This is a genomic window from Halococcoides cellulosivorans, assembly GCF_003058365.1.
Classification (GTDB): Archaea; Halobacteriota; Halobacteria; order Halobacteriales; family Haloarculaceae; genus Halococcoides; species Halococcoides cellulosivorans.
In genome coordinates this window covers 1,497,519-1,520,935 of the sequence record NZ_CP028858.1, presented here as the reverse complement: position 1 = coordinate 1,520,935, position 23,417 = coordinate 1,497,519, and the positions used below count along the sequence as shown (strand labels likewise).

24 protein-coding genes are annotated in these 23,417 nt (G+C 65.9%); 16 read left to right on the top strand and 8 right to left on the bottom strand.

The window, feature by feature from the left end; all coding sequences use genetic code 11:
• Window position 1 precedes the first annotated feature (1 nt).
• From cofC to HARCEL1_RS13755, 9 genes are all read left to right on the top strand, one after another.
• Entirely contained in the window at window positions 2-616 is a 615-nt protein-coding gene (gene cofC / locus HARCEL1_RS07495; RefSeq protein WP_108381933.1) for a 2-phospho-L-lactate guanylyltransferase, read from the top strand.
• Window positions 617-693: 77 nt separating this feature from the next.
• Complete coding sequence (locus HARCEL1_RS07490; protein ID WP_108381931.1) at window positions 694-1,275, top strand: TetR/AcrR family transcriptional regulator; 582 nt, start codon at window positions 694-696, stop codon at window positions 1,273-1,275.
• Window positions 1,272-2,759 carry an MATE family efflux transporter gene (locus HARCEL1_RS07485; protein WP_108381930.1) on the top strand — a complete coding sequence of 496 codons (1,488 nt, stop codon included), beginning with the start codon at window positions 1,272-1,274 and terminating at the stop codon, window positions 2,757-2,759. Before HARCEL1_RS07490 ends, HARCEL1_RS07485 begins: the two co-directional genes overlap by 4 nt.
• Before the next feature lie 64 nt (window positions 2,760-2,823).
• Entirely contained in the window at window positions 2,824-3,918 is a 1,095-nt protein-coding gene (cofG, locus tag HARCEL1_RS07480) for a 7,8-didemethyl-8-hydroxy-5-deazariboflavin synthase subunit CofG (RefSeq protein WP_108381929.1), read from the top strand.
• A gap of 88 nt (window positions 3,919-4,006) precedes the next feature.
• Window positions 4,007-4,240: an antitoxin VapB family protein gene (locus HARCEL1_RS07475; protein WP_108381928.1), complete on the top strand. Its 234-nt coding sequence runs from the start codon at window positions 4,007-4,009 to the stop codon at window positions 4,238-4,240.
• The gene (locus HARCEL1_RS07470; RefSeq protein ID WP_108381927.1) at window positions 4,237-4,626 is read left to right on the top strand and encodes a type II toxin-antitoxin system VapC family toxin; all 390 of its coding nucleotides are present in this window, start codon (window positions 4,237-4,239) and stop codon (window positions 4,624-4,626) included. The genes HARCEL1_RS07475 and HARCEL1_RS07470 overlap by 4 nt, the downstream gene beginning before the upstream one ends.
• A gap of 123 nt (window positions 4,627-4,749) precedes the next feature.
• Complete coding sequence (locus HARCEL1_RS07465) at window positions 4,750-5,697, top strand: formyltetrahydrofolate deformylase (protein ID WP_108381926.1); 948 nt, start codon at window positions 4,750-4,752, stop codon at window positions 5,695-5,697.
• Between the two features lie 116 nt (window positions 5,698-5,813).
• The gene (locus HARCEL1_RS07460; RefSeq protein ID WP_159077054.1) at window positions 5,814-8,681 is read left to right on the top strand and encodes a GAF domain-containing protein; all 2,868 of its coding nucleotides are present in this window, start codon (window positions 5,814-5,816) and stop codon (window positions 8,679-8,681) included.
• 86 nt (window positions 8,682-8,767) lie between these two features.
• A complete protein-coding gene (locus tag HARCEL1_RS13755) occupies window positions 8,768-10,192 on the top strand; it encodes a methyl-accepting chemotaxis protein (RefSeq protein ID WP_233357310.1) in 1,425 nt (474 codons plus the stop codon).
• A gap of 4 nt (window positions 10,193-10,196) precedes the next feature.
• On the opposite strand, the gene HARCEL1_RS07450 is transcribed toward HARCEL1_RS13755, so the two are convergent.
• Complete coding sequence (locus tag HARCEL1_RS07450; RefSeq protein WP_159077053.1) at window positions 10,197-10,886, bottom strand: LiaF transmembrane domain-containing protein; 690 nt, start codon at window positions 10,884-10,886, stop codon at window positions 10,197-10,199.
• 225 nt (window positions 10,887-11,111) lie between these two features.
• Here HARCEL1_RS07450 and HARCEL1_RS07445 point away from each other — a divergent pair, with 225 nt between their 5' ends.
• The 4 genes from HARCEL1_RS07445 (at window position 11,112) to HARCEL1_RS07430 (ending at window position 14,920) form a co-directional block, all read left to right on the top strand.
• Window positions 11,112-11,939 carry a hypothetical protein gene (locus HARCEL1_RS07445; RefSeq protein WP_108381923.1) on the top strand — a complete coding sequence of 276 codons (828 nt, stop codon included), beginning with the start codon at window positions 11,112-11,114 and terminating at the stop codon, window positions 11,937-11,939.
• Between the two features lie 3 nt (window positions 11,940-11,942).
• Entirely contained in the window at window positions 11,943-12,605 is a 663-nt protein-coding gene (locus HARCEL1_RS07440) for a hypothetical protein (protein ID WP_108381922.1), read from the top strand.
• Between the two features lies 1 nt (window position 12,606).
• Window positions 12,607-13,665 (top strand): hypothetical protein, encoded by a 1,059-nt coding sequence (locus HARCEL1_RS07435; RefSeq protein ID WP_108381921.1) that lies wholly within the window; start codon window positions 12,607-12,609, stop codon window positions 13,663-13,665.
• Between the two features lie 139 nt (window positions 13,666-13,804).
• Window positions 13,805-14,920, top strand: coding sequence for a pyridoxal phosphate-dependent aminotransferase (locus tag HARCEL1_RS07430; protein WP_108381920.1), 1,116 nt, complete (start codon window positions 13,805-13,807; stop codon window positions 14,918-14,920).
• A 43-nt stretch (window positions 14,921-14,963) separates the two neighbouring features.
• Here HARCEL1_RS07430 and HARCEL1_RS07425 read toward each other — a convergent pair whose 3' ends face one another.
• Both HARCEL1_RS07425 and HARCEL1_RS07420 read right to left on the bottom strand, forming a co-directional pair.
• Window positions 14,964-15,200 (bottom strand): thioredoxin family protein, encoded by a 237-nt coding sequence (locus tag HARCEL1_RS07425; protein WP_108381919.1) that lies wholly within the window; start codon window positions 15,198-15,200, stop codon window positions 14,964-14,966.
• Window positions 15,201-15,263: 63 nt separating this feature from the next.
• Complete coding sequence (locus HARCEL1_RS07420) at window positions 15,264-16,430, bottom strand: permease (RefSeq protein ID WP_108381918.1); 1,167 nt, start codon at window positions 16,428-16,430, stop codon at window positions 15,264-15,266.
• A 192-nt stretch (window positions 16,431-16,622) separates the two neighbouring features.
• Here HARCEL1_RS07420 and HARCEL1_RS07415 point away from each other — a divergent pair, with 192 nt between their 5' ends.
• Together HARCEL1_RS07415 and HARCEL1_RS07410 are read left to right on the top strand one after the other, a co-directional pair.
• Window positions 16,623-16,991, top strand: coding sequence for an ArsR/SmtB family transcription factor (locus tag HARCEL1_RS07415; RefSeq protein ID WP_108381917.1), 369 nt, complete (start codon window positions 16,623-16,625; stop codon window positions 16,989-16,991).
• Entirely contained in the window at window positions 16,988-17,824 is an 837-nt protein-coding gene (locus tag HARCEL1_RS07410; RefSeq protein WP_108381916.1) for an arsenite methyltransferase, read from the top strand. Before HARCEL1_RS07415 ends, HARCEL1_RS07410 begins: the two co-directional genes overlap by 4 nt.
• 12 nt (window positions 17,825-17,836) lie before the next feature.
• Here HARCEL1_RS07410 and HARCEL1_RS07405 read toward each other — a convergent pair whose 3' ends face one another.
• The 4 genes from HARCEL1_RS07405 to HARCEL1_RS07390 all read right to left on the bottom strand — a co-directional run bounded on the left by HARCEL1_RS07405 (window position 17,837) and on the right by HARCEL1_RS07390 (window position 21,858).
• Complete coding sequence (locus tag HARCEL1_RS07405; protein ID WP_108381915.1) at window positions 17,837-19,651, bottom strand: hypothetical protein; 1,815 nt, start codon at window positions 19,649-19,651, stop codon at window positions 17,837-17,839.
• Between the two features lie 161 nt (window positions 19,652-19,812).
• Complete coding sequence (locus HARCEL1_RS07400; RefSeq protein ID WP_108381914.1) at window positions 19,813-20,256, bottom strand: arsenate-mycothiol transferase ArsC; 444 nt, start codon at window positions 20,254-20,256, stop codon at window positions 19,813-19,815.
• Between the two features lies 1 nt (window position 20,257).
• A complete protein-coding gene (gene arsB, locus HARCEL1_RS07395; protein WP_108381913.1) occupies window positions 20,258-21,442 on the bottom strand; it encodes an ACR3 family arsenite efflux transporter in 1,185 nt (394 codons plus the stop codon).
• Entirely contained in the window at window positions 21,439-21,858 is a 420-nt protein-coding gene (locus HARCEL1_RS07390; RefSeq protein ID WP_108381912.1) for an ArsR/SmtB family transcription factor, read from the bottom strand. Before HARCEL1_RS07390 ends, arsB begins: the two co-directional genes overlap by 4 nt.
• 309 nt (window positions 21,859-22,167) lie before the next feature.
• On the opposite strand from HARCEL1_RS07390, the gene HARCEL1_RS07385 reads away from it, so the two are divergent.
• Complete coding sequence (locus HARCEL1_RS07385) at window positions 22,168-22,440, top strand: ubiquitin-like small modifier protein 1 (protein ID WP_108381911.1); 273 nt, start codon at window positions 22,168-22,170, stop codon at window positions 22,438-22,440.
• A 19-nt stretch (window positions 22,441-22,459) separates the two neighbouring features.
• Here HARCEL1_RS07385 and HARCEL1_RS07380 read toward each other — a convergent pair whose 3' ends face one another.
• Entirely contained in the window at window positions 22,460-23,287 is an 828-nt protein-coding gene (locus HARCEL1_RS07380; RefSeq protein ID WP_108381910.1) for a HesA/MoeB/ThiF family protein, read from the bottom strand.
• Window positions 23,288-23,417 lie beyond the last annotated feature (130 nt).

Genomic DNA, 23,417 nt, shown 5'->3' with positions numbered 1-23,417 from the left:
GATGCGCGCAATCGTTCCGTTCGACGCTCGCGACCCGAAAACCCGTTTGTCCGTGCTGTTCGACGCCGACGAGCGCCGCGCGTTTGCGGACGTCATGCTCGATCACGTCGTCGAGGCGCTCCACGCGGCGGGCTTCGAGCCGACGGTGCTCGCGACCGCACCGGTCGATCGGTCGGACGCGACCGTCCGCGTCGACGACCGCTCGCTGTCGGCGGCGGTAAATAGCGTCCTCGACGACTGGGAACGCCCGTGTGCGATCGTGATGGCCGATCTCGGGATTCTCACGCCCAACGCACTCGATCGCTTCCGCGCGACGTCGGGCGACGTGGTGGTCGCCCCCGGACGCGGCGGTGGGACGAACGCGCTGCTCGTGCGAGAACCGGACGTTCGGGTCGACTACCACGGTGTCTCCTGCCGGGACCACCGCGCGGCCGCTCGGGCGGTCGGCGCGTCCACTACGACGGTCGATTCGATGCGTCTCGCGACCGATATCGACGAACCGAGCGATCTGGTGGAAGTCCTGCTGCACGGCAGCGGTCGGGTCCACGAGTGGCTCCGCACTCACGGCGTCACCCTCCGCGCCGACGGCGGACGCGTCACCGTCGAGCGTTCCTGACTGAGTGTGCGTGGGGTCGACTGTCACGAGACGGCCTCTCGCGCCGGGCTTTTGACTGACCAGTCAGTAAGTTCGATATGGACGACCCGGACGACGAGATCATGAAGGCGACCTGCCGGGCTCTCTGTGAGCACGGCCTCGCGGATCTCACGGTCGAGGATATCGCCGACGAGGCCGCGGTGTCCTCGGCGGCGATCCACTACCACTACGACACGAAAGCCGCACTGCTGGCCGCGTTTCTCGACGATCGAATCGACCGTTTCGAAGCCAGGCTTCCCGACGCCGACGCGCCGCCCGAGCGCCGTCTGGAGGGCGTTCTGGACGCCGTCTTCGACCCGGCGGGCGGCCCGGACGGTGGGTTCGGCACGGCACTGGTCGAACTCAAGGCGCGGGCCCCCTACGAACCCGACTATCGACGGCGATTTCGCGCCCTCGACGACCGCCTTCACGAGGCGGTCGCCGGGGCCGTTCGGGAGGGGGTCGACGCCGGGGAGTTCGCGGCGGCCGACCCCGATACCGTCGCGCGGAGCGTCGTAACGGCGATCGACGGCGCACTCGTTCGCGCGGTCGCACTCGACGAGGATCCCGCGACGACGCGAGCGACGATCGAGGTCGATCTCGCGGATCGACTCGACTGGACGCCCGGGGGCGATCGATGAGTCAGTCGACGTTCGGGCAGGTCGATCTCACCGAGGGCGGCATTCTCAAACCGCTGGTCGTGCTGTCGGCACCGATCGTCGTGACGAACCTGCTCCAGACGGCGTACAACCTCGCGGACACCTACTGGCTCGGCCAGTACTCCACGGAGGCACTCGCGGCGATCTCGTTTGCGTTTCCGATGGTGTTTTTGCTCATCTCGCTGGGGATGGGCCTGGCCGTCGCGGGATCGATCCTGGTCGCCCAGCATACCGGGGCCGACGAGCCACGCGAGGCCGAGTACGCCGCGTCTCAGACGGTGACCTTCGCGATCGGCGTCTCTGCGGTCGTCGGACTGGTCGGCTATCCGTTCGTCGGACCCTACCTCGATCTCCTCGGTGCGTCGCCCACGGTCTTGCCTGGCGCGACCGCGTACATGCAGGTGATCGCGCTCGGCCTGCCGTTCATGTTCGGCTTCTTCGTGTTCATCTCCCTGATGCGCGGGGTCGGCGACACGATCACACCGATGATCGTGATGTTCGGGACGGTCGTGCTCAACGTCGCGCTCGACCCGTTTCTCATCAACGGCTGGACGCTCGTGGAGGCCGCCCCGCTCGTGGGGACGGTCGCGTTCCCCGAGATGGGCATCCAGGGCGCGGCGGTGGCGACGGTGTTCTCGCGGAGTCTCGCGATGCTCGTCGGCATCGCGATCATGGCCTCGGGGTGGCGTGGCGTCCGCATCCGGGCGCGCGACATGATCCCCGATCTGTCCTATCTCCGGACGATCCTCCGTCTCGGGATTCCGGCGTCGATCGAGGGCACCGGCCGAGCGGTCTCGGTCAACCTCTTGCTCGTGGTCGTCGGCCTGTTCTCGACGGAAGTCGTCGCGGGATACGGGATCGGCACGCGGGTGTTCTCGGTCATCTTCCTGCCTGCGGTCGCGGTCGCCCGTGGCGTCGAGACGATGACGGGCCAGAACATCGGTGCGGGGCAGCCAGATCGGGCGGCCCGGGCGAACTACCTCGCGGCGGGTGGGCTCTTTGCCGTGCTCTCGGCGGTCGGTGTTGCGATCTTTCTGGTCCCCCGCCCGATCGTCGCGGTGTTCACCGACGACCCCGCCGTCGTCGACGTCGGGACGGATTTCCTGCGCGTGACTGCGCTCTCTTTCGGCTGTATCGGGATCATGCGAGCCTTTGGCGGTGGGTTCCGTGGCGCGGGCAAGACCGTGATCGCGGCGATCATCGCGGTGGGCGTCCTCGCCGGGGTGCGCCTCCCGGTCGCGGCCGTCCTCGCGATGACGCCGCTCGAAGAGACGGGCATCTGGATCGCGTTCGTCGTCTCGAACGTCGTCGGCGCGGTGATCGCACTGGGCTGGTTCAGCCGCGGCACCTGGCGAGACGGCGATGCCCGTGGGACCGGAGTGAGCGACACTGGCGACGAGACGACGGCGGAGACCGACGCTGAAAGGGAGACGGACGATCGCTTCGAACCGATCGTCGAGGACTGACCGCGATCGCGACAGGTCGGGCCGGGACGGACAGCTTTTCGCCCGTTCGGGCGAACGACGATCCATGCCAGCGACGCGTCCGGGTCCACGCATCGATCCCGAGCGACTGGTCGACGATCGGACCGTCGACGCGCTCTGTGCGGTCAGTCCCGACGACGTCGCCCCGGCGGATCGGCTCACCTTCGCGCGCAACGTGTTCGTCCCGCTGACGACGGCGTGTCGGTACACCTGTACGTACTGTACGTTCTACGACCCGCCGGGCCAGGCGACGCTGCTCGACGAATCGGACATTCGCGAGATCTGCCGGCAGGGGGCCGAGGCTGGCTGTACGGAGGCGCTGTTCACGTTCGGTGACGATCCCGACGAGCGGTATGGGGACCTCCACGCCACGCTCGACTCCTGGGGGTACGAGACGATCCACGACTACCTCCGGCGGGCCTGTGCAATCGCCCTCGACGAGGGCTTGCTCCCGCACGCGAACCCCGGCGATCAGACCCGTGCGGAACTCGCGGCGGTCGCCGATCTGAACGCCTCGATGGGCGTCATGCTCGAAACGACCGCCCGAATCCGCGCTCACGACGGTCCGCGCGGGAAGGTCCCCGCACGTCGCCTCGGCACGATCGATCTCGCGGGCGAGATGGGGGTTCCGTTCACGACTGGCATTTTGGTGGGCATCGGTGAGGACTGGCGCGATCGAGCGCGATCGCTTGCCGCCATCGCCGCCATGCACGACCGCCACGGCCACATTCAAGAAGTGATCGTCCAACCCGTGCGGGAGAACGACCGCTGGTCGGGTGCGACGCCAAATAGCGAGACCATGCGCCGCGTCGTCGCGATGGCGCGTGTCGCGCTGTCGGAGGACGTGAGCGTGCAGGTCCCGCCGAATCTGCTCCCGGCCGAAGAACTGCTCGACTGTGGGATCGACGACCTCGGCGGCGTCTCGCCGGTCACCGACGACCACGTCAACCCCGACCACGCGTGGCCGGCGGTCGACCGACTTCGGGCCATCGCCGACGCCGGGGGCGTCTCGCTCGACGAGCGGCTCCCGGTCCACGATCGATACGTCGATTCGGAGTGGTTGAGCGACCCGATTCTCGACGCCATCGAGCGCGACGACCCCGCAGGCGAGCGGTTCCGGGCGGTTCTCGGGCGTGACTGACGCTGGAGTCGGCGGCGCTCAGAGTACTCCACCGCCCTCCGATCGGTCCTCGACATTTATACCTGTGCATACAGTACTGTGTATTACGATGGCGACCAAGACCATCTCGCTCGACGAGGAAGCCTACGAGCGACTCAAGGCTCAGAAGAAAGCGGGCGAGAGTTTCAGCGACACGGTCAAGCGACTCGCGGGCGAGCGATCCTGGACCGAGGTCGCCGGAATCCTCTCCGAGGAGGAGGCGACCGACATCGAAGACACAATCGAGGAGGGTCGAGCGCAATCGCGCGAGCGACGCGACCGACTCGCCGAGGAGTTCGAATGATCCAGGATACATCCTTCGTCGTCGACGTGCTCCGTGGTGACGAAGACGCCCTCCGCCGACTGGAGCTGATCGAAGCCGAGTCACGCCCACAGAAGGTCGCCGCGATCACGGTGCTCGAACTGTACGAGGGCGTCGTCCGCTCGACGGCGAATGGCTCCGAACAGCGGATTCTCGACGTTCTCGATTCGAAACACGTGGTCGACGCCGATCAGGCCATCGCGCGGAAGGCCGGAAAATTGTCCGGCCAGCTCGTGAATCGCGGCGAGCGAATCGATCGCGAAGACTGTCTCATTGCCGCCACAGCCATGGCTGAAGACGAACCAGTGCTGACCCGAAACGTCGATCACTTCGACCGCGTCGAGGGCCTCGACGTCCAGTCGTACTGATCGAGACCCGATCGAGAGCGGACGTCGGTTGGCCCACCCACGATCGGGGCCACCCGAAAGCGAAACCCTTTGTGCCGGTTACCCACAACTCGGTGGCATGTACCGACGCGTGGGGGCCCAATCGTGACCGACCAGTTCACCGAAATCACGGTGGTCGGTGACGACGACACCGGACTGATCGCTGAGGTGACCTCGCTACTCTTTGAGCGCGGGGCCAACATCGAGGACCTCGACCAGGCCGTCCGTGAGGGACTGTTCCGGATGACGATGCTGGTCGACACCCGGGAGATGGTCTGTACGGAGGCCACGCTCCGGGAGGACATCCAGGCGTTGGCCGACGATTTGGGTGTCGACATCACCGTTCGCTTCCCCGAAGAACGGGAGACCCAGCGCATCGCCGTGCTCGTCACGAAAGAATCGCACTGTCTGGAGGCCATCTTCGACGCCTGGGCCGACGGGGAGTTGGGCGCGGACGTCGAGGTGGTCATCGGCAATCACAGCGATCTCGAAGGACTCGCCGACCAGTACGACGTGCCCTTTCACGACGTGGGCGACGAGAAAGGCACGCCCGACGAGAGCGAGATCCTCGACCTCCTCGCAGAGTACGACGTGGACCTGATCGTCCTCGCACGCTACATGCGCATCCTCTCGCCGGAAGTCGTCTTCCGGTACGAGTCTCGGATCATCAACGTCCACCCGTCGCTGTTGCCTTCCTTCCCGGGCGCGAGTGCGTATCTGCAGGCCATCGAGGACGGCGTCCGGATCGCGGGCGTGACGGCCCACTACGTGACGACCGATCTCGATCAGGGCCCGATCATCTGCCAGCGCGCGTTCAACGTGCCGCCCGATGCCGAGGTCGAAGACCTCGAACGTCGTGGCCAACCCCTGGAGGCCGAAGCGTTGCTCGAAGCGATCAAACTCCATCTGAACGACGAGATCGCGGTCCATCGAGGGCGGACCAAACTCCGCGATCCGGAGGACTTCGACGCTCAACTCGGCGCACCACCGGAACTCGACGAGTTGACGCCCGATCGGCCGATCGATGGGTTGGCCGACGTGACTGGCGAATGACCTGAATATCAGAAATACTTGAAAAATAGGTAACTGTTAACCGTCCGGCATCGTTTGGGTCCGGTGTGTCTCCCGAACGACCGCCGAAAGAACCCCGCCCTCGGGGTCGTGTCGCTGTGCTCAGCCCCGATTCGTCTCGGGCGGGCGAAATCTCCGACCTCGTCGAGTCCACAGCCACGATTGTCGAGACGGGCGCGGATCCGGAGACGGGGCTGTCCGCCGAGCGGGTCGACGCTGCTGTCGTGGACTGCCCCGCAGACGACCACTGTTCGACGATCGATTCGGTCGGCGCTGTTCCGGTTCTCGCCATCGTCCACGACGGTGGGGCCAGTGCGGCCATCGATGCGGGGGCGACGGCGGTACTCGACTGGACCGATCCGGATCGCGATGACCTGTTCGCCCACCGGCTGGACCGCTGTCTCGATCGAGCGCGCGATCGATCGGACGGTCCCGACGGACCGCCCGGACCGGGTCGGCGGACGGATCTCTACGAGCTGTCTCACCGACTGCTCGACGTGGGGGCCTGGGAGTACGACGTGAGCGACCGGCGCGTTCACTGGACCGACCAGAAGTACCGACTGCACGGACGCACGGACGACGAAAATCCGTCTTTCGAGGAAGCGCTCGATACGTTTCACACTGCGGATCGCCACCGGATCGAACGGGCGCTGGAGTGGGCGACCGAGCAGGGAGTCGGCTTCGACCTGCAGGCCCGCATCGAGAGCGAGGAGACCGATCGATGGGTTCGGACCGTGGGTGAACCGGTCGAATCTGACGGGACCGTCACGCACGTCCGGGGCGCGATTCAGGACGTGAGTAGCGTCGTCGATCGAGAAACCGAAATCGAACGGAACGAGGAGGCGCTTCGGGCGGTCAACGAGGCCGTGACGGATCTTCATCAGCCCTTCGAGGAGACCATCGAACGATTGCTCGATATCGGTCGCGAGCGATTGGGACTGGATGTCGGGTTCGTGGCCGACGTTGGCGAGTCGACCGTCGAGGTGCGACACCTCTCTGGGGACGCAGCGTTCGAACGGGGGTCACGCCTGCCGATCGATGCAACGTTCTGTCGGAACGTTGAGTCGAGTGGTGGCGTCGTCGCGATTCACGACGTCGGGGCGCTCGGACTGGGGGACGATCCGGCGGTCGAGGCGACGGGGCTGGAGGCTTACGTCGGCGCGCCGGTCGTCCTCCAGGGTCACCTGTGGGGAACGGTCTGTTTCGGCAGTCCAGTCGCCCGCGATCGGCCCGTGAGCGAACGCGAACGATCGTTCGCACGGCTTCTGGGTCAGGAAATCGGCTATCTCCTCAGCCAGCGCCATCAGCGGGATCGACTCGTCGCCCTGTACGATGTGTCGCGATCGCTGTTCGATGCCGAGGATGTCGGGGACGTGCCCCGCCGGATCATCTCGGCGCTCGAATCCATCCGTGACGGCCCCTCGGTCGTGGTGTATCGATGGGACGAGTCGGCGGGCGCACTGTTCCGCGCGGCACGGACTGGTATCGAGTGCGGTATGGCCGATCCACCCGCCCGGATCGGATCGGGATCGGATCCGGTCTGGGAGGGGTTTCTGGCCAGCGAGAATCGGACGGCCGCCGCTGGAGTGCGAGGATCGCCGTGGATCGACGACGACTGTATCCAGATCGTCGTTCCGATCGCCGGGTTCGGGGCCATCGTCTCGGTTCGGCCAGCGTCGTTCGCGCCGATCGCATTCGAAGAGACGCTCCTGAACACGCTGGTGCGTCACGTCGATCGGGCGATCGAGATCGCCAGCCTTCGTGACTCGTTCCAACGAACGACGGCCGATCTGGATCGGGCCCACGACCGTCTCGATCGTATCGAACGCATCGAAACCGTGATCAGAGACGTCCTCGAGGCGATCCTCGGCGCGTCCACGCGCCGAGCGATCGAATCGGCCGTCGTCGATCGACTCTCCGCCGTCGAGGACTGGTCGGCCGCCGTCGTCGATCGTGATCCAGAAAGCGGTGATCTGGCGTGCCATGGCGACTCGGCTGTCGGTGCCGACCTGGCGGGCGGGCCACCGTGTCAGCGCGCGATCGAGGACGATACGGTCGTCGTCACCTCGACCGTCCTCGACGCCGACGGGCCACACGACTGGCGGCAGGGTGTCATCGAGGCGGGCTATCAGTCGATCGCCTGCGTCCCCCTGACTCACGAGAACTCCCGCCGCGGTGTTCTGGAGGTTTACGGTCGGCGACCGAATCAGTTCCACGCCGACGAGCAGGCGATGCTGACCGATCTCGGACACGTCGTCGCGTACGCCATCGATTGTGTCGAGCGGCGGCGCGCGTTTCGATCCGGTGGTCGGGTCGAACTGTCGGTCGCCGTCGCGGGTGATCCGCTGTTCGATCGCCTGATCGACCGCGAAATTTCCCTCTCGACGGTCGTCGAGCGCCCGTCGGGGGGCTATCGGTTGATCGGGCGGACCGACGACCCCGAGACTGCGCTCGATGAGTGGGACCTTCCGATGGTCGATCGGGTAACGCACCTTGGATCGGGTGAGGGGACGGATGACGGCTCGAATATCGAACTCGTCGTCGATTCGTCACCACTGCTCGATGTCTGTCGGGACCACGACGTGGCGATCGCTGGTTTCGATCCGATCGGGAAGCAGGTCGCGATCAGCCTGCACGTGCCCAGTGCCGATCGAATCGAGACGGTGATCGACGCTCTTGCCGATCGCCTCGCCGACGTCGATGTCCTCGCCCAGCGCTCTGACGTCCAGCGCGACCCACCGGACCACCTCCTCGCCGACCTCACCGACAGACAGCGAGAGGTGCTCGCAATCGCCTACAGCCGTGGCTACTTCGAGTGGCCCCGGGAGGCGAGTGGCGAACAGGTGGCCGAGGATCTTCAGATCGCCGGACCGACGTTCCACCAGCACCTCCGCCAGGCTCTCGGGACCGTTCTCGATGCGGTTTTCGACGACGGCGTGTCGAGCCCCGACGAGTCTGGAACCTAACTATTGAGGGTCGACGTTCGAGACCCCCTTACAGTTTAGCGAGCGCACCCTTCTGTCGGTCTGTCGTATATCTCGATCGAGTATTCATGGTCCCCCGACTGTCCCTCCAATCGATTCTCGACGCCGTCGGCACTCCGGCCGACACGTCCGAAACCCGTCCCGAACGTCCCGACACCGAGAACCCCGACGAATCGCCATCGCCCGACGGGTCGACTTCTATCGAGTCCGACGGTGGGACTCAGATGGCTTCCGTTCCGAACGACCCGGCCGGCCCCGTCGAGGAAGACCTCCCCGACGTCGAAATCGTCCTCGAAGAGGATCCCGACCAACTGTACGATACCTCTGGATCGGCCCAGCGCGTCATCGACGGCGATCTGAACGTCGTCAAACAGAATCGCGTGATGACCGAGTGGACTGGCGTCGACTGCGATCGTCAGGATCTCAAGTGCATGAATCAGATGTCGGGCGCGTTCTGTGGCACCGAAAACTGCACGATGCGCCAGATCATGGAGGGAAACGAACGCCGCGTCGAGGTCGAAGTCGAGAAGGAACTGCCCAACGGCGAGACCAGACAGACGCTGCTCGTCAGTGAGGCGATCACCGACGATCGCGGCGAGGTCGTCGGCATCACCGAGAGTTTCAAAGACATCTCGCACGTCAAAGCCGCCGCCGATGAAGTGTCGAACTCGATCGGTGAACTCAGCCAGAACGCCGACGACGTGGCCTCCAGTTCCGACGAGATCAGTTCGGGCGCACAGGAGATGACCGACTCGATGGACGAGGTCGCCAACGAGATCAGCACTCTGAGCGCGTCGATCGAGGAAGTTGCCTCTAGCGCCGAGGAGGTCGCCGCGACGAGTGACTCTGCCCAAGAGCGCGCTCGCGATGGATCCGAGACGGCCGACGCGGCGATCGACGAGATGGAGAACATCGATTCCGCGTTCGTCGACCTGGCCGACGACCTCGACAATCTAAAGGGACGTGTCGACGAAATCGACGAAATTGTCGAGGTGATCAACGACATCGCGGATCAGACCAACATGCTCGCTTTGAACGCCAACATCGAAGCCGCTCAGGCCGGCGGGCAGGGCGAGCGGTTCGCCGTCGTGGCCGACGAGGTGAAGAACCTGGCCGAAGACGCCCAGGACAACGCCTCGACGATCGAGTCGATGATCGAAGGGATTCAGACCGATACGACCGAGACCGTCACGAGTCTCGATCAGGCGCGCGAACAGGTCGACGCCGGGATCGACCAGGCCGAAGCGACGATGTCTGCCCTCGACGAAATCGTCGAGGCGATCGAAGAAGCCTCTCGGGGCATCGAAGAGGTCGCAGAGGCGACCGACGATCAGGCCGCCAGCGCCGAAGAGGTCGCTTCTGTCGTCGATCAGGTGGCCGATCAGGCCGAACGCGTCGCCAGCGAAACTCAGAATATCTACGCCGCCAACGAAGAGCAAGCTCAGATGGTCAACAACCTCGAAGAGGCCGTCGAAAAGCTCGAAAACGAGTGAGTGCTCAGTGAGAGATTTCGAGGCCGCCGAACAGCACGAGCCCCGTAATCACGAGGTCGGGGCCCTCCTCGGTCCTCGCGGGGCCGTCGCTCGGAGCCTGTCGATCGTCTTCGATCCCGCCGAACAGCGCGAGCGCGTCGATCTGAACCACCCAGTCGCTGGGCACGCGGAGTTCGGTTCCGCCAAAGAGCGTGATCGTGTCGAGAACTGCCGGCGGGGTCGGCACGTCCGTCTCCCGCAGATCGAGTTCCGACCCCCCGAACACCGAGAGGACTTCTGCGCCAGTGAACGTCGGGCCGATCCGGCGTTCGCTCCCGCCGAGAACGCTCAGCACGCTCACCTCGCCGGTCGTGGCCCCGGGGCTCGACCGACGGCGCCGAGAGCGGCCGACGACGAGCAAGACGCCGAAGAGGACGACGAGCAGTGGCCACCACCGACCGAGCGTGGCGTCGCTGATCACGTCGAGATTCCGCGCGAGAACCGCCCCGGCGACGGCAATCACCATCACCGGCCCGGTCAGGTTGCGGAACTGGCTGGCGAGAAGTGCCCACACGCCAAGCACGACGAACAGCGCGGGCAGCCACGTCCAGACCAGTCCCGCGTCGAACAGTTCGGTCGTTCGAGCGAGCAGTGCCAGTCCGACGAGGACGATCAGTCCGCCGGTCGATATCCGGCTCAGGAGAGTTCGTGTCACACGAGATGTGAGTCTCCACTCCACTGTAAAATTGCACCCCATATATCGGCCGTCTTCCTCGTCTCGCTGGCCTCGTCGGCCTGTCGATTCGACCGTCGTCGCCGTCTCGTCGGTCGTGGGGCCCGCATCCTGCGACCGGCACGCGCGTCGGCAGCCTTTGCCGAAATTGCCGATACGTCTATACCTATAAGACCGCCCGTCGAGTGGTCGTTCGAGGAACAGTTCATGCCACCAGCATCCGACGCGGTCGACAACGCCACGCGCCTCGACGAAATCGAGTTCCCCGAGTTCACCTCGAAACTGATCGAGGACACCTTCAACGCCATCGTCACCTCGATGATTCGCCAGCAGGAGGCGTACGCCGATCTGGTGGAGAAGGTGTCGATGTCGGTCTCGGAGTTCGAACAGGAGGCGGTGATCGATCGCGACGTCACCGACTGGCTGATCGGCAAGTTCCCCGGCGAGGAATCCGGCACGACGGCGGTCGGCACGACCGACGAGCCCGGAACGTTGACGAAGACCGATCTCGAGATTCTGAACCGAAAACTCGGCGACGAGGCCGAGGAACTCAATCTGACGCTTCCCGCTCCCGACGACGCGAGCGGCTCCGAGGGCGAGGAGCCGACCCTGGAGTTGAGTGGCGAACAGGTGACCACGATCCGCAAGTGCGTCCGCCGTGACATCGCCGGCCCGCGCCTCGAAGCCCTGAAAGACCTCGTCTCGCAGGGCATCGTCCGTGTCGTCGTCGACGACGGGACGATCGAGACGAAGCTGAACTTCAATACCAACGCTTCGGAGTACACCCGCCAGACCGACACGGAGTACGACCGCTCGTCGACCAGTGCGGGAGCCAACGCCGGGCTCTCGCTCGGGTCGTTCAACGTCGGTGGGTACGCCAACCACCACAACACGTCGGTCTCGACGATGACCAAACGCGAGATGTCGAGCAGTGAGGCCTCGGTCGACATCATGGGCCGCGTCGAGATCAACATCCGCGGCGATTACCAGCCACTCCGCCCGAACGAAGGCGGTGGCTTCGGCGAGAGCGAGTGATCGATGGGGCGACTCTCGACGGTGCTCTCACGGCTCGTCGAGGACGGCGCGGCGGGCGCACTCGCGGGCGAGCGCCGCACGGCGGCCAGCCTCGCGGACCTCGAAGCCCGACTCGACGATCCGCCCGCGGCGTTCGCCGACGAGCGTGAGGTGCGGGCCGTGCTGGCCGAGCGATGTCCGCCGCTCGACGAACCGCCGCGCGATCTCCTGGGCGACGCGCTCTCGGGCGACGCGCTCGATCGCTATCTCGAGACCTGGCAGCCCGGTCACTCTGCGATCCGACCGAACGAGGTCTTTCTCCATCCCGAGTTCGTCCCTCCGGATCGAGCCCGGAGCTACGACGCCCTCGCGGAGCTGGGCGTCGACCTGCTGGCCGATCGCGAGGCGACTCTGGAGGTCCGTAACGGGCTGGCCTTTCTCACCGAGGCCGCGGTCGAGCGTGTCCGCGAGGCGATCGCGACCGAGATCGGTCAGCCACGGAAAGACGCCCTCCAGCGGGTCGCCAGCGGTGGCGTGCCCGAACCGGTCGTCGAGGACATCGACCTCGACGTGAAAGTCGCGTTCGACGATCAGCTCGACGCGTCGGTGATCGACGCCGCTGCCCCGCCGGCGGGGCTGAACGGCGACGCCGTCGGCGAACTCTCGACGAGTATGCACTTCAAGTAACATGCCACGAATCGGTGCGGTCATGAATCTGGTACAGCGCGACCTCCAGCAGGCGGTCGACGAGATCGAAGCCCGCAACGACGAGCGCCCCGACGACCAGCCGTCGCTCAGGGTCGCCGATGTCGAAGTCGAGGTCCCGTTCGGCGTCGAAACTCCCGAAGAGTCCGACGACAGTCAGGGTGGACAGAGCGGTGATAGTCCAGGTGGCGGAGGGCTCGGCGGCGGACTCGGAAACCTCCCAACCCTCGGTGACACCGGCGCGTCGGGCGACGGATCCGACCAGCTTTCGATCGTCCCCGGCGGAACGGGCGGGAGCTTCCGCCTACAGCTGTCCCCTGGTGGGAAACTGCCGACTCGCACCGGTGACGGCGGCGAGGACTCCCCCGCGGCGGCCAGTCCGGTGCCGGGACTGACCTGGGACGACCTCGGGGCCAGACTCGACCCGTCGGTCGTCGAGAGCCTCCAGGACGCCGTCGATGCGGGCGATCTGCCCCCCATCGAGGAGTCTCAGGGCTCGGACGATCAGTCTGGAGCGTCGAGTGGGCCCGACGGCCAGACCTACGAGCATCCGATCCTGTTGCCCGAAGACGACGGGGATGGGCCGAGCCACGGTGACTCGAATACCGACGACGGGCGGACGGACGACGAGCGACCCGAGCGTGAGCCCACGGAGTGGTCGCGCAAACCCGTTCACGCGGTCAAGGGCGTCGGTGATCGTCTCCAGGAACGCCTCGCGGACGGCGACGTCGAGCGCGTCGGCGATCTGGCCGACGCCGATCCGCGACGACTCGCCAGACGCGTCGATTTGCCGCCTGATCGAACGGACCACCTCGTCGAGCGGGCCCGCATGATGGTGCTGGGCGCCACCGCAGACGACGCAGCGGTGCTCGCCGCGACCGACCTCGATCGTGGGGAGATCGCCGAACAGCATCCCGGACGGCTCGCTCGATTGCTCGCCGAGCGGGACACTGACGATCTGCCGGTTCGACTCCCGGAGGACTACGAACCGGATCTGGATCGACTCGAACGTGTCGTCGATCGCGCCCGTGAGCGGCGCTAATCGTCAGATCGCCACTCGATCGTCATTCGACCGCTATTCGATCGCCACTCGATCGTCGCTCTCCTCGCTGTCGTCTCGACGCCGTCTCTCGCCGTCACCGATCACCAACCCTATGCCGGATCGACGCCGATCGACGGTCATGTCCAGATTCGCGACCCGCGTCGAGCAGGTGTCGATCTCGGGGATTCGTGAGGTGTTCGAGGCCGCCAGCGAGGACTCGATCAACCTCGGACTCGGTCAGCCAGACTTCCCGGCGCCCGATCACGTCCACGAGGCCGCCAGCGACGCGATTCGAGCGGGCGAGGCCGACGCCTACACCTCGAACAAGGGCCGGCCCGAACTCCGCGAGGCGATCGCCGACTATCACGACCGTGAACACGATCTCGCGGTCGACCCCGAGAATCTCATCGTCACTGCCGGGGGGTCGGAAGCACTCTATCTCGCGATCGCCGCGCACGTCGACCCGGGCGAGGAGGTGCTGATCCCCGATCCGGGATTCGTCTCCTACGAAGCGTTGACGCGACTCGCGGACGCCACGCCCCGAACGGTCCCCGTCCGGGACGACCTCTCGCTCGACCCCGCCGCCGTCGAGGATGCGATCACCCCGGAGACGGCGATGTTCGTCGTCAACAGCCCCGCGAACCCGACGGGAGCGGTCCAGAGCGAGGCCGATATGCAGGCATTCGCCCGGATCGCAGACGAACACGATATTGTCTGTCTCACCGACGAGGTCTACGAGCGCATCCGCTACGGCGTCGATCACCACTCACCGATGGCGGACGGCGAGAACGTCGTGATGGTCAACGCCTGTTCGAAAACGTACTCGATGACGGGGTGGCGACTCGGGTGGGTCGCCGCAGACCACGACCGTATCGAGCGCATGCTTCGTGCCCACCAGTACGTCCAGGCGTGTGCGAGTGCGCCCGCCCAGTTCGCCGCCGAGGCGGCGCTGACCGGGACTCAGGACGCCGTCGACGAGATGGTCGCGGCGTTCGAACGCCGTCGTGACGTCGTCCTCGATGGGCTCTCGGATATGGGGTTGCGCACACCGACGCCCGAGGGGGCGTTCTACGCGATGCCAGAAGTCCCCGAGGGCTGGGTCGAGGCCGTCCTCGAACGCGACGTGATCGTCGTGCCCGGCGAGGCGTTCGGGCCGAGCGGCGCGGGCCACGCGCGCATCTCGTATGCGACCGACGTCGAGTCGATCAAAGAGGCACTCGAAGCGATGCGGGCCGCGACCGAGGCCGTCCGCTGAGTGGCCGCTGACCACGTTCGCGTCCACAATCGGGAGTGCGGTGCTACGCCGACTGGAACACCTCGACCAACTCGTCGACGGCGGGAATCTCGCCTTCGATTTCGATTTCACCGTCGACGGCGACGGCGGGCGTGTGCATCACGCCACGGTCGATGATGGCCATCTGATCCTCGACTTTCTCGATCGAGGCGTCACGATCGAGTCGCTCGATTGCCTGTTCGACACGCGTCGCGGTTTTCTGGCACCGGGGACACCCGGGGCCGATGACTTCGATGTTCATGGGTTGTGGTGTGTCGTGTGGAGTCGTGTGGTGTGGTTTCCGTGGGTGTTCGAGAGCGATATGTCAAATGGGGGCGATGATCAGGCCCCAGATTAGGCCTGCAATCGTGGCCGCGCTGGCGACGAGCGCGACGTACAGCGCCGTCCGTTTCGTGCCGATGGTCTTCCAGATCACCAGCATGTTCGGGAGCGACAGCGACGGGCCCGCGAGCAGGAGTGCGAGTGCGGGCCCGTCGGCCATCAGGCCGTTGGTGTACCCGAACAGCGAGCCGATGATCGGCACTTCGAGCAGCGTCGGCATGTAGAGGATTGCGCCGATGACCGCCCCGAGCGCGGTCGAGAGGACGGTCGTCTCACCGAAGATCCCCTGAGTGAGTAGGCCCGGCGCGACCTGGTGGGCCGCGAACGTCTCGCCAGCGTCGGTCGTGACCGTCGCCAGGGGCCCCATCCCCTGGGCGATCGCCGCGATCGCACCGATGATCCCGATCACGAAGGTTCCGGCGATCAGCAGTGGGAAGATCGTCTTCGTGAAAAACCACGTCTCTTCGAGCCACGCGTCGATCTCGCTCCGATCGAACTGGGTCCAGAGCAAGTATCCGAGGACAGCGAACAGCGGCGCGAGCAGCGGCGCTTTGACCGTCCAGGTCAGCAGTCCCGTCGCGGCGATCAATAGGATCGCGACCTGGCTGCCGAAAAAGCCGCCCGTCACCCAGAGCGGCCGGTCGCGTTCGGTGACGACTCCCCCGTCGGTGGCGACGGGCCGTCCGTCCGGACTCTCGCCTTCGGGTTCCCCGAAGACCGCGGCCATCGTCAGGCCAATCGCACCGGCCATCGTCACGGCGAAAAAGGCCCTTGCCCCACCGAGCGGGAGACTCAGTGCACTCGCGGTGAACACGACGGCCAGCACGTTGATCGCCGGCCCCGAGAACAGGAAGGCCGTCGCGGGGCCGATTCCCGCACCCTTCTTGTACAGGCCGGCGAACATCGGGAGGATCGTACAGCTACACACCGCGAGCGCGATGCCCGACACCGACGCGAGCGTGTAGGCGTGGAGTTTCGGGGCGTCCGCGCTGAGGTACTTGGTCACGAAGTGATCCGAGAGGATCGCTGAGATCCCTCCCGCGATGAAGAAGGCCGGCACCAGGCACGTGACGACGTGCAACGTCAGGTAGGACAGCGTCTCGTCGACACCTGCCCGGAGTACTTGGACGAGTAGTTCGACTGCGGTCACTGCGTCACCACCATTTCAAACTAATCTAAAACACCGCTGCTCATATACGCATCGGTTTCAAAACGGGTTGAAATAGAAATGGTCGTGAACGACGGAGGTCGCGATGGAAGCCAACCCTGCTGCTGGTGATCGAGACGGCGTCCACGATCGCAATCGATATATTTACATCTGCTTATATCATCATATGCTACTATGAGTTCCGAAACGAGCGAGGCTGGGGTCCGCCCCGACGATGCCGATACAGGCGGCGAGGCGTGTTGTACGACCGTTCCTGCGGTCGATACGGACACGATCGACGCAGACGTCCAGATGCTCTCGGCACTGGGCAACGACACGCGGTACGAACTCGTCCGTCGCATTCGCGCGGCCGACGGCGACGTGTGTGTCTGCGATCTCGAATCGGCGGTCGGGATCTCTCAGAGCGGGGTCAGCCAGGCACTCTCACGATTGTCCGCGGCCGGACTTCTCACCCGTCGAAAGGAGGGGTCCTGGCGATACTACGGTGTGACTGACGACGCCGAACAGCTTCTCGACTGCCTCGACGCACTTCGACATCAATGAGTGACACACCGTCGGAGCGATCGGCCGAGAATCGTGATGCAGACGCCCAGCGCCGTCTCGTCCGGGACCGCTACGCCGAGGTCGCGAGCGACGACGGTGGGTCCTGCTGTTCGGGGACGGGGGCGACGAGCGACGACGCGTGCTGTGAGGACACGACTGGCACGGACAGCGAACGACTCGGGTATTCCCCCGAAGACATCGCGGCGGTCACGGACGGTGCGGATCTCGGTCTCGGCTGTGGGAACCCGAAAGCGATCGCGGATCTGTCGGCGGGCGAGCGGGTGCTCGACCTGGGCTCGGGGGCGGGCTTCGACTGCTTTCTCGCCGCCCGGGAAGTCGGGCCGGAGGGCCAGGTCATCGGCGTCGACATGACTCCCGAGATGGTCGAGAAAGCCCGGGCCAACGCCGAAGACACCGACGGGGAGAACGTCGCATTCCGACTGGGCGAGATCGAGCACCTACCGGTGGCTGACGCGAGCGTCGACGTCGTTATCTCGAACTGTGTGATCAATCTCTCGCCGGCCAAAGACCAGGTGTTCGCGGAGGCGTTTCGCGCACTTGCCCCCGGCGGTCGACTTGCCGTCTCCGATGTGGTGAAGACCGCGCCGCTGCCCGAGGACATCGCCTCTGATCCGGATTCGCTGGCGGCCTGTGTCGCCGGGGCCTCGACCGTCGAAACCGTCGAGGACCTGCTCGCGGACGCTGGATTCGTCGATATTCGGGTCGAGCCGAACGCGGACAGTGCGGCCTTTATCAGCGAGTGGGACGACGACCACGATCCGAGCGAGTATATCCGTTCTGCGACGATCGAGGCGCGGAAACCGACGCGCTGAGCGGGCCTGACCCTAATTGACCGATTTCGACAGCTCGGCCCCCGCTTTGAACTTCACGTCGTTCGATGCGTCCCCAGCCTCGACGAGGTGGAGGACCGGAGCGTCGAGCGCCGTCGTGACGGCCGACGGGCGGACGTCGGGGTCCCGGTCGTCGCAGTCGGTCGTGTCGTGGGTCGCGAGTGCTTCCCGAGACTGCACGCCCCAGCAGTAGAGGTCTCCGTCGGATCGACACACCGAGTGAGCCCCTGCCGGAAGGTACTCGGCGTCCGGGTCGTACCGGCCGGTCACCGTCGCGGTCGCGTATTTCGTCCGCCCGGGCTTTTTCCGAACGACTCTGTCGTCGCTTGCCATTTTCACGAGGTCGATAGCGCCGTCTTCGATGTCCGAGCGCGTGACGCCGGCGACGACGTTCGGGCCGTCGGCGACCAGTAGCGTCGCGCTGTTCTCGTAGAGCGCGCCGTCGTCGATGTGCCACCCGCCGACGTAGAGCAGTTGGTCGTCGTGGCGGATCCGGCGCACGTACAAGAGCGCGGGGATCGGAGACGGGCAGTCTGGCGGCGTCGCGACCACGGGGACGACGAAGGTTGGGGTCACGGTCGCCGCTCCGGCGGTGATCTCCTCGCCCCAGGAATCGTAATCGAAACAGCAGGTGTCCGCCGCACAGCAGTCACTCGTGACCCGGGCCATCGGCTCGGCGACCGCGGCCGCTGGCGACGCGCCGGTGACGACGACACCGCTCGTGGTTCCGAAGGCAGCGACGCCGCGTCGGATGTCTTTCGTGTCGATGTCTCGATGCTGGTCGAGGTCGCCCCCATCGAGTGCGATCGTCGCGGTGAGGAGGTCACGACAGGCCAGGTCCCGATGGACCGCGGCGGCCCTGTCGCTGTCGGCACAGCCCTCGGCGTTGCGGTCGCCGGTGAAATATTCGAGCACGCGCTTGGGCGTGAGTTCCGATTCGAGCGCCGGGCCGTCGGGAACGCGGGTGTCCGGGAGACTGACGACGAACTGCTCTGCGATCGTCGGCTCTCCGTCGAGGTACTCGTAGAGGGACTTCGTGGCGTCCGGGAGTCCGTCGCCATCGCTGTCGAGGTCGTCGTGGATGCGGTCGATATCGCTCTGGACGATCCGCCGGGCCTGCTGGATCGATCGCCGCGCGCTGTCCCACCTGCCCGCGCTCACGGCGTCGGTCGCGTCCCGGGCGAGATCTTTCCGGCCGTCCGCGTGGTCGGAAACAGTCCTGCAAAGCTCGGTCGGACAGCCGTCGAGGGCCGCCTGGACCGCCGTCGTCGCGTCGACGAACGCGTCGAGGGCTGCCGTCGCGTCGTCGGCCGACCGCTCTTCGATGGCCCCGATGGCGGCGTCGGCATAGACCACCAGCGACCGCTCGATGTCGAGGACGGTCACGAGCGTCGAGATTCCGTCGCCGTCCGAATCGGGATCGGGCCAGTAGGTCGTCCGCGGCTTGTTCGACCGCGAGGAGTTGTAGTCCTGTGCGTTCGTGGCCGCGCTGGTGCTCCAGCCGTCGATGTCGATCCGTCGCGACTCGGCTCGCAGCGTCGGTGGGACGAACCGGACGTCGATCGGACCGCTTCTGTACGCCGTCACGTCGTCGATTGCGCCACCGCTGTAGAAACTGGCTGGCGACGCCGACGTGGTCCCGATCGCTCGCTCACTGGCTCGATCCCAAAGCCCATCGACCGCAACACAGCCGGCGAGACCCCCGAGTGCGATCGTCCCACCCGCCGTGAGGACCGCGCGTCGCGTCGTCTGTGGGGGCGTGTCGACGTGATCGTCTGTGTCGAGAGTCGAACGGGCGCGCTCATCCATAATAAATATTATATGTGCATCGAGTATATAACATGGCTGTCCCACCCGAATATTGACTGCAAACGATCGGACATCTCGGGTGGTTTGCTCGACGGTGACTCCCGACCGACGAGCGATCGATCGCCACGCCGATCCGGACGACGTTCTCGGCCGGCGGGCCCCTATTCGGCGCTGAGTTCGTCGAACAGCGCGCCGACCCGCCGTTCGATCTCGTCGCGGATCTCGCGGACGCGATCGAGGTCCTCGCCGTCCGGATCGGCCAGGGCCCAGTCCCGAACGTCCACGTCGTCACTGACCGCGCTCACGTCGAGCGTCGAACAGCCCATCGTCGCGACGACGTCACACGAACTGAGTTCGTCGGTCGTCACCGCCCGTGGCGTCCGATCCGAGAGGTCGATTCCGCGTTCGTCCATCACGGCGACCACCTCGTCGTGGACTGCGTCGGCCGGATGAGTCCCACCGGTCAGGATCTCGACGCGATCCTCGAGGCCGCGCTCTGCGCGCTCGCGTTCGGCAAACGCCGTCGACATCTGCGAACGACCGGCGTTCTGGACGCAAACGAAGGCGATTCGAGTCGTATCCGTTGGATCAGCCGCTTCTGTCATGTTAGTCGTCCTCCGTGTCGGGGTCGGTGTCGTCCGCAGCGCTCGTCGGTGTCGTGCTATCGAGTTGTCCAGTCGTGTGCCCGCGCCAGTCGATGGTCCGCTGAAGCCACAGCGCGACGTAGACCAAGGATAGCAGGACCGGCACTTCGATCAGCGGGCCGATGACGGTCGTGAAGGCGACGCTCGATCCGACGCCGAACACCGCGACGGCGACGGCGATGGCCAACTCGAAGTTGTTCGAGGCGGCGGTGAACCCGATCGCCGTCGTCGTGGAGTAGTCCGCACCGATCCGGTGGCCCATCGCGAAGCTCACGACGAACATCACGATAAAGTAGATCGTCAACGGCACGGCGATCAACAGTACGTCGGTCGGCTGGCCGACGATGCGCTCGCCCTGCATCGCGAACATCACGATCACCGTAAAGAGCAACGCGATCAGCGTGAGCGGATCGACCGTCGGCACGAACGACTCGTCGTACCACTCGGTGCCTTTCGTGCGGGTGCCAACGACCCGCGAGGCGATCCCCGCGGCGAAGGGGATCCCCAGGAAGATCGCGATCGCCTCGAAGACCTGTCTGGCCGTGATCTCGAACGCGTCGATCCCCGCGGTCAGTGTCTCCAGCCCGAGCACTTCGGGCAACACGAGCGCGAAGACGGTGATGTACACCCCGTAGGTCAGGATCTGGAAGACGCTGTTGAACGCGACCAGTCCTGCGGCGTACTCGCTCGATCCATCAGCGAGGTCGTTCCAGACCAGCACCATCGCGATACACCGCGCCATCCCGATGAAGACCAGCCCGAGGAAAAAGTCGGGGCGCGCGGGCAGTCCGGGCACGATCCCACCGAAGAAGATCAGTGCGAGCCCCACCATCAGCGTCGGGCCGATCAGCCAGTTCTGGATCAGGCTCAGGCCCAGGACGCGCCACTGGGCGAACACGCGTGGCAACTGCCCGTAGTTGACCTTCGCCAGCGGCGGGTACATCATCGCGATCAACCCGATCTCGACGAGGTGGAACTCCTGGATGGGTCCCGTGACGCCCGGGGCGATATAGCCCAGGCCGACCCCGATCGCCATCGCGCCGAAAATCCAGACGGTGAGGTACTTGTCGAGGAAATCCATCGACCGTGGGTCGCCACAGTCCGGACAGCCACAGTCGGGCCCGTGGTCGTGCTCGACCGCGCTCATCGCTGGTCCTCCGTGGCGGTCGCGTCCGACCCGACGCTCCCGTCGAGGACGGTCACGATCGCGATCGCCCGGTTCGTCGCCCGATACTTCTTCCAGCGGCCGTCCTTCCGACCGGTGAGTAGTCCCGCCTCGACGAGTTCGGAGAGCGCGTGACTCAACCCGCTCTCGCTGACATCGACCAGCCCCTGGAGTTCACAGACGCACAACTCCTCGCGGGCGGCGACGAGCGCCCGCACGAGCGTATAGCGGGTCTCGCTCGCGAGCGCCGAGAGGACGTCGAGGTCGCTCGATAGCTGGTCTCCGATGGCCCGTTCCAGCGATCCGAGTTCTTCGAGACGCGCCTCCACGTCGTCGTCCCGGCACTCGCCCAGTTCGTCCTCCATGTATCGCCGGAGTCGATCCGTCGCGTGATTCATCGACGAAGACTTGAATAGACACTCAATTAAGGCTGTCGAAGAATACCGGGGACTGCCGCTCGATCGCCGTTCGAGCGGTCTATAACGGTTTATCTGGGTAATCTCTGACAGAGACAATTGAATTGTCGCGACAATATCTCTCGGCGTCGGGGCTGGACTGGCCGGCCGTCGACCGAGTCGACGAGTCACGGAACACGCGGCGCCTCCGACGGCGGACGGGCGCCGGCACACGCGGCGTTGCCGACGGCGGACGGGTGTCGAGACCGACACGACCGGAACGGTCTTTCCGATCGCGCCCCGATCGCGCATATGGAATGGCGACTGTTCGCTGACCTCGCGGACGTTGCCGGCGAGCGTGAGGTGACGATCACACTCGACGACGGGGCGACCGTCGACGACGCGCTCGACGCGCTGGTCGCGAGTCGGCCGGCCCTCCGCGAGCGAGTCCTCGACGGGTCGACCGTCGCTGACCACGTCAGCGTGCTCGTCAACGGCACGGACGTCGCGACCGGCGACGGCCTCGACGAACCGGTCGCAGACGGCGACGAACTCGCACTCTTGCCCCCCGTGAGCGGGGGCTGACGGTCGGCAGTCGCCGTTCTCAACACGGGGTGTCGGTGGTCTCGATGCCGTAGCGATCGGTGTAGCTGATCTCGTCGAGACTGTCGACTGCGTCGGCGCCACAGACCGGACAGTCGGGGTTCGGCGCGAACGGAATCTCGTCGAACGACAACCGCTCGGCGTCGTACGCGATCATCCGCCCCGCGAGCGACTCGCCGTAGTCGAGGAGGAGTTTGATCGCCTCGGTCGCCTGAATCGTGCCGATCGTTCCCGGGAGGACGCCCAGCACGCCCGCCGTCGCACAGTCGGGGACCGCGTCCGCCGGGGGTGCCTCCTCGAACAGACAGCGGTAACACGGCGCGCCGCCGTCGACGGTCGTGACCTGCCCCTCGAAACGGTAGACGGCACCGTGGGAGACGGGGGTGTCTGCGAGCGTGCAGGCGTCGTTGAGGAGGAATCGCGTCGCGAAGTTGTCCGACCCGTCGACGACGAGGTCGTACTCGGCCACGAGGGCCGCGACGGCGTCTCGGTCGAGGCGCGTCTCGTGGGTCTCGACGGTCACCTCGGGGGCCCGCGCGGCGACGAACGCGCGGGCGCTCTCGACTTTCGGCCGGTCGAGGTCCGCCTCGGTGTGGATCACCTGCCGGTGGAGGTTCGAGCGCTCGACGACGTCGTCGTCGACGATCCCGAGTCGACCGACGCCCGCGCCCGCGAGGTACGCGATCGCCGGCGATCCGAGGCCGCCGGCCCCGACCACCAGCACGGACGCCTCACACAGCGCCGCCTGGCCCTCGACCCCGATCTCGTCCATGATGATCTGCCGGGAGTACCGGTCGAGCGCCGCGGCGTCGAGGTCCAGTCCACTCACACGACAGCGGTCGTCGCTGGCGGAGAAAAGCGCTCTGGTGGGCCGACAACCGACGCGTCCCCCTCGAACGGCCGCCCCCAGATCCGTCGCCGTCGGTCGTCACGGTCCCAAGATCAGTCGCCGTCGTCCG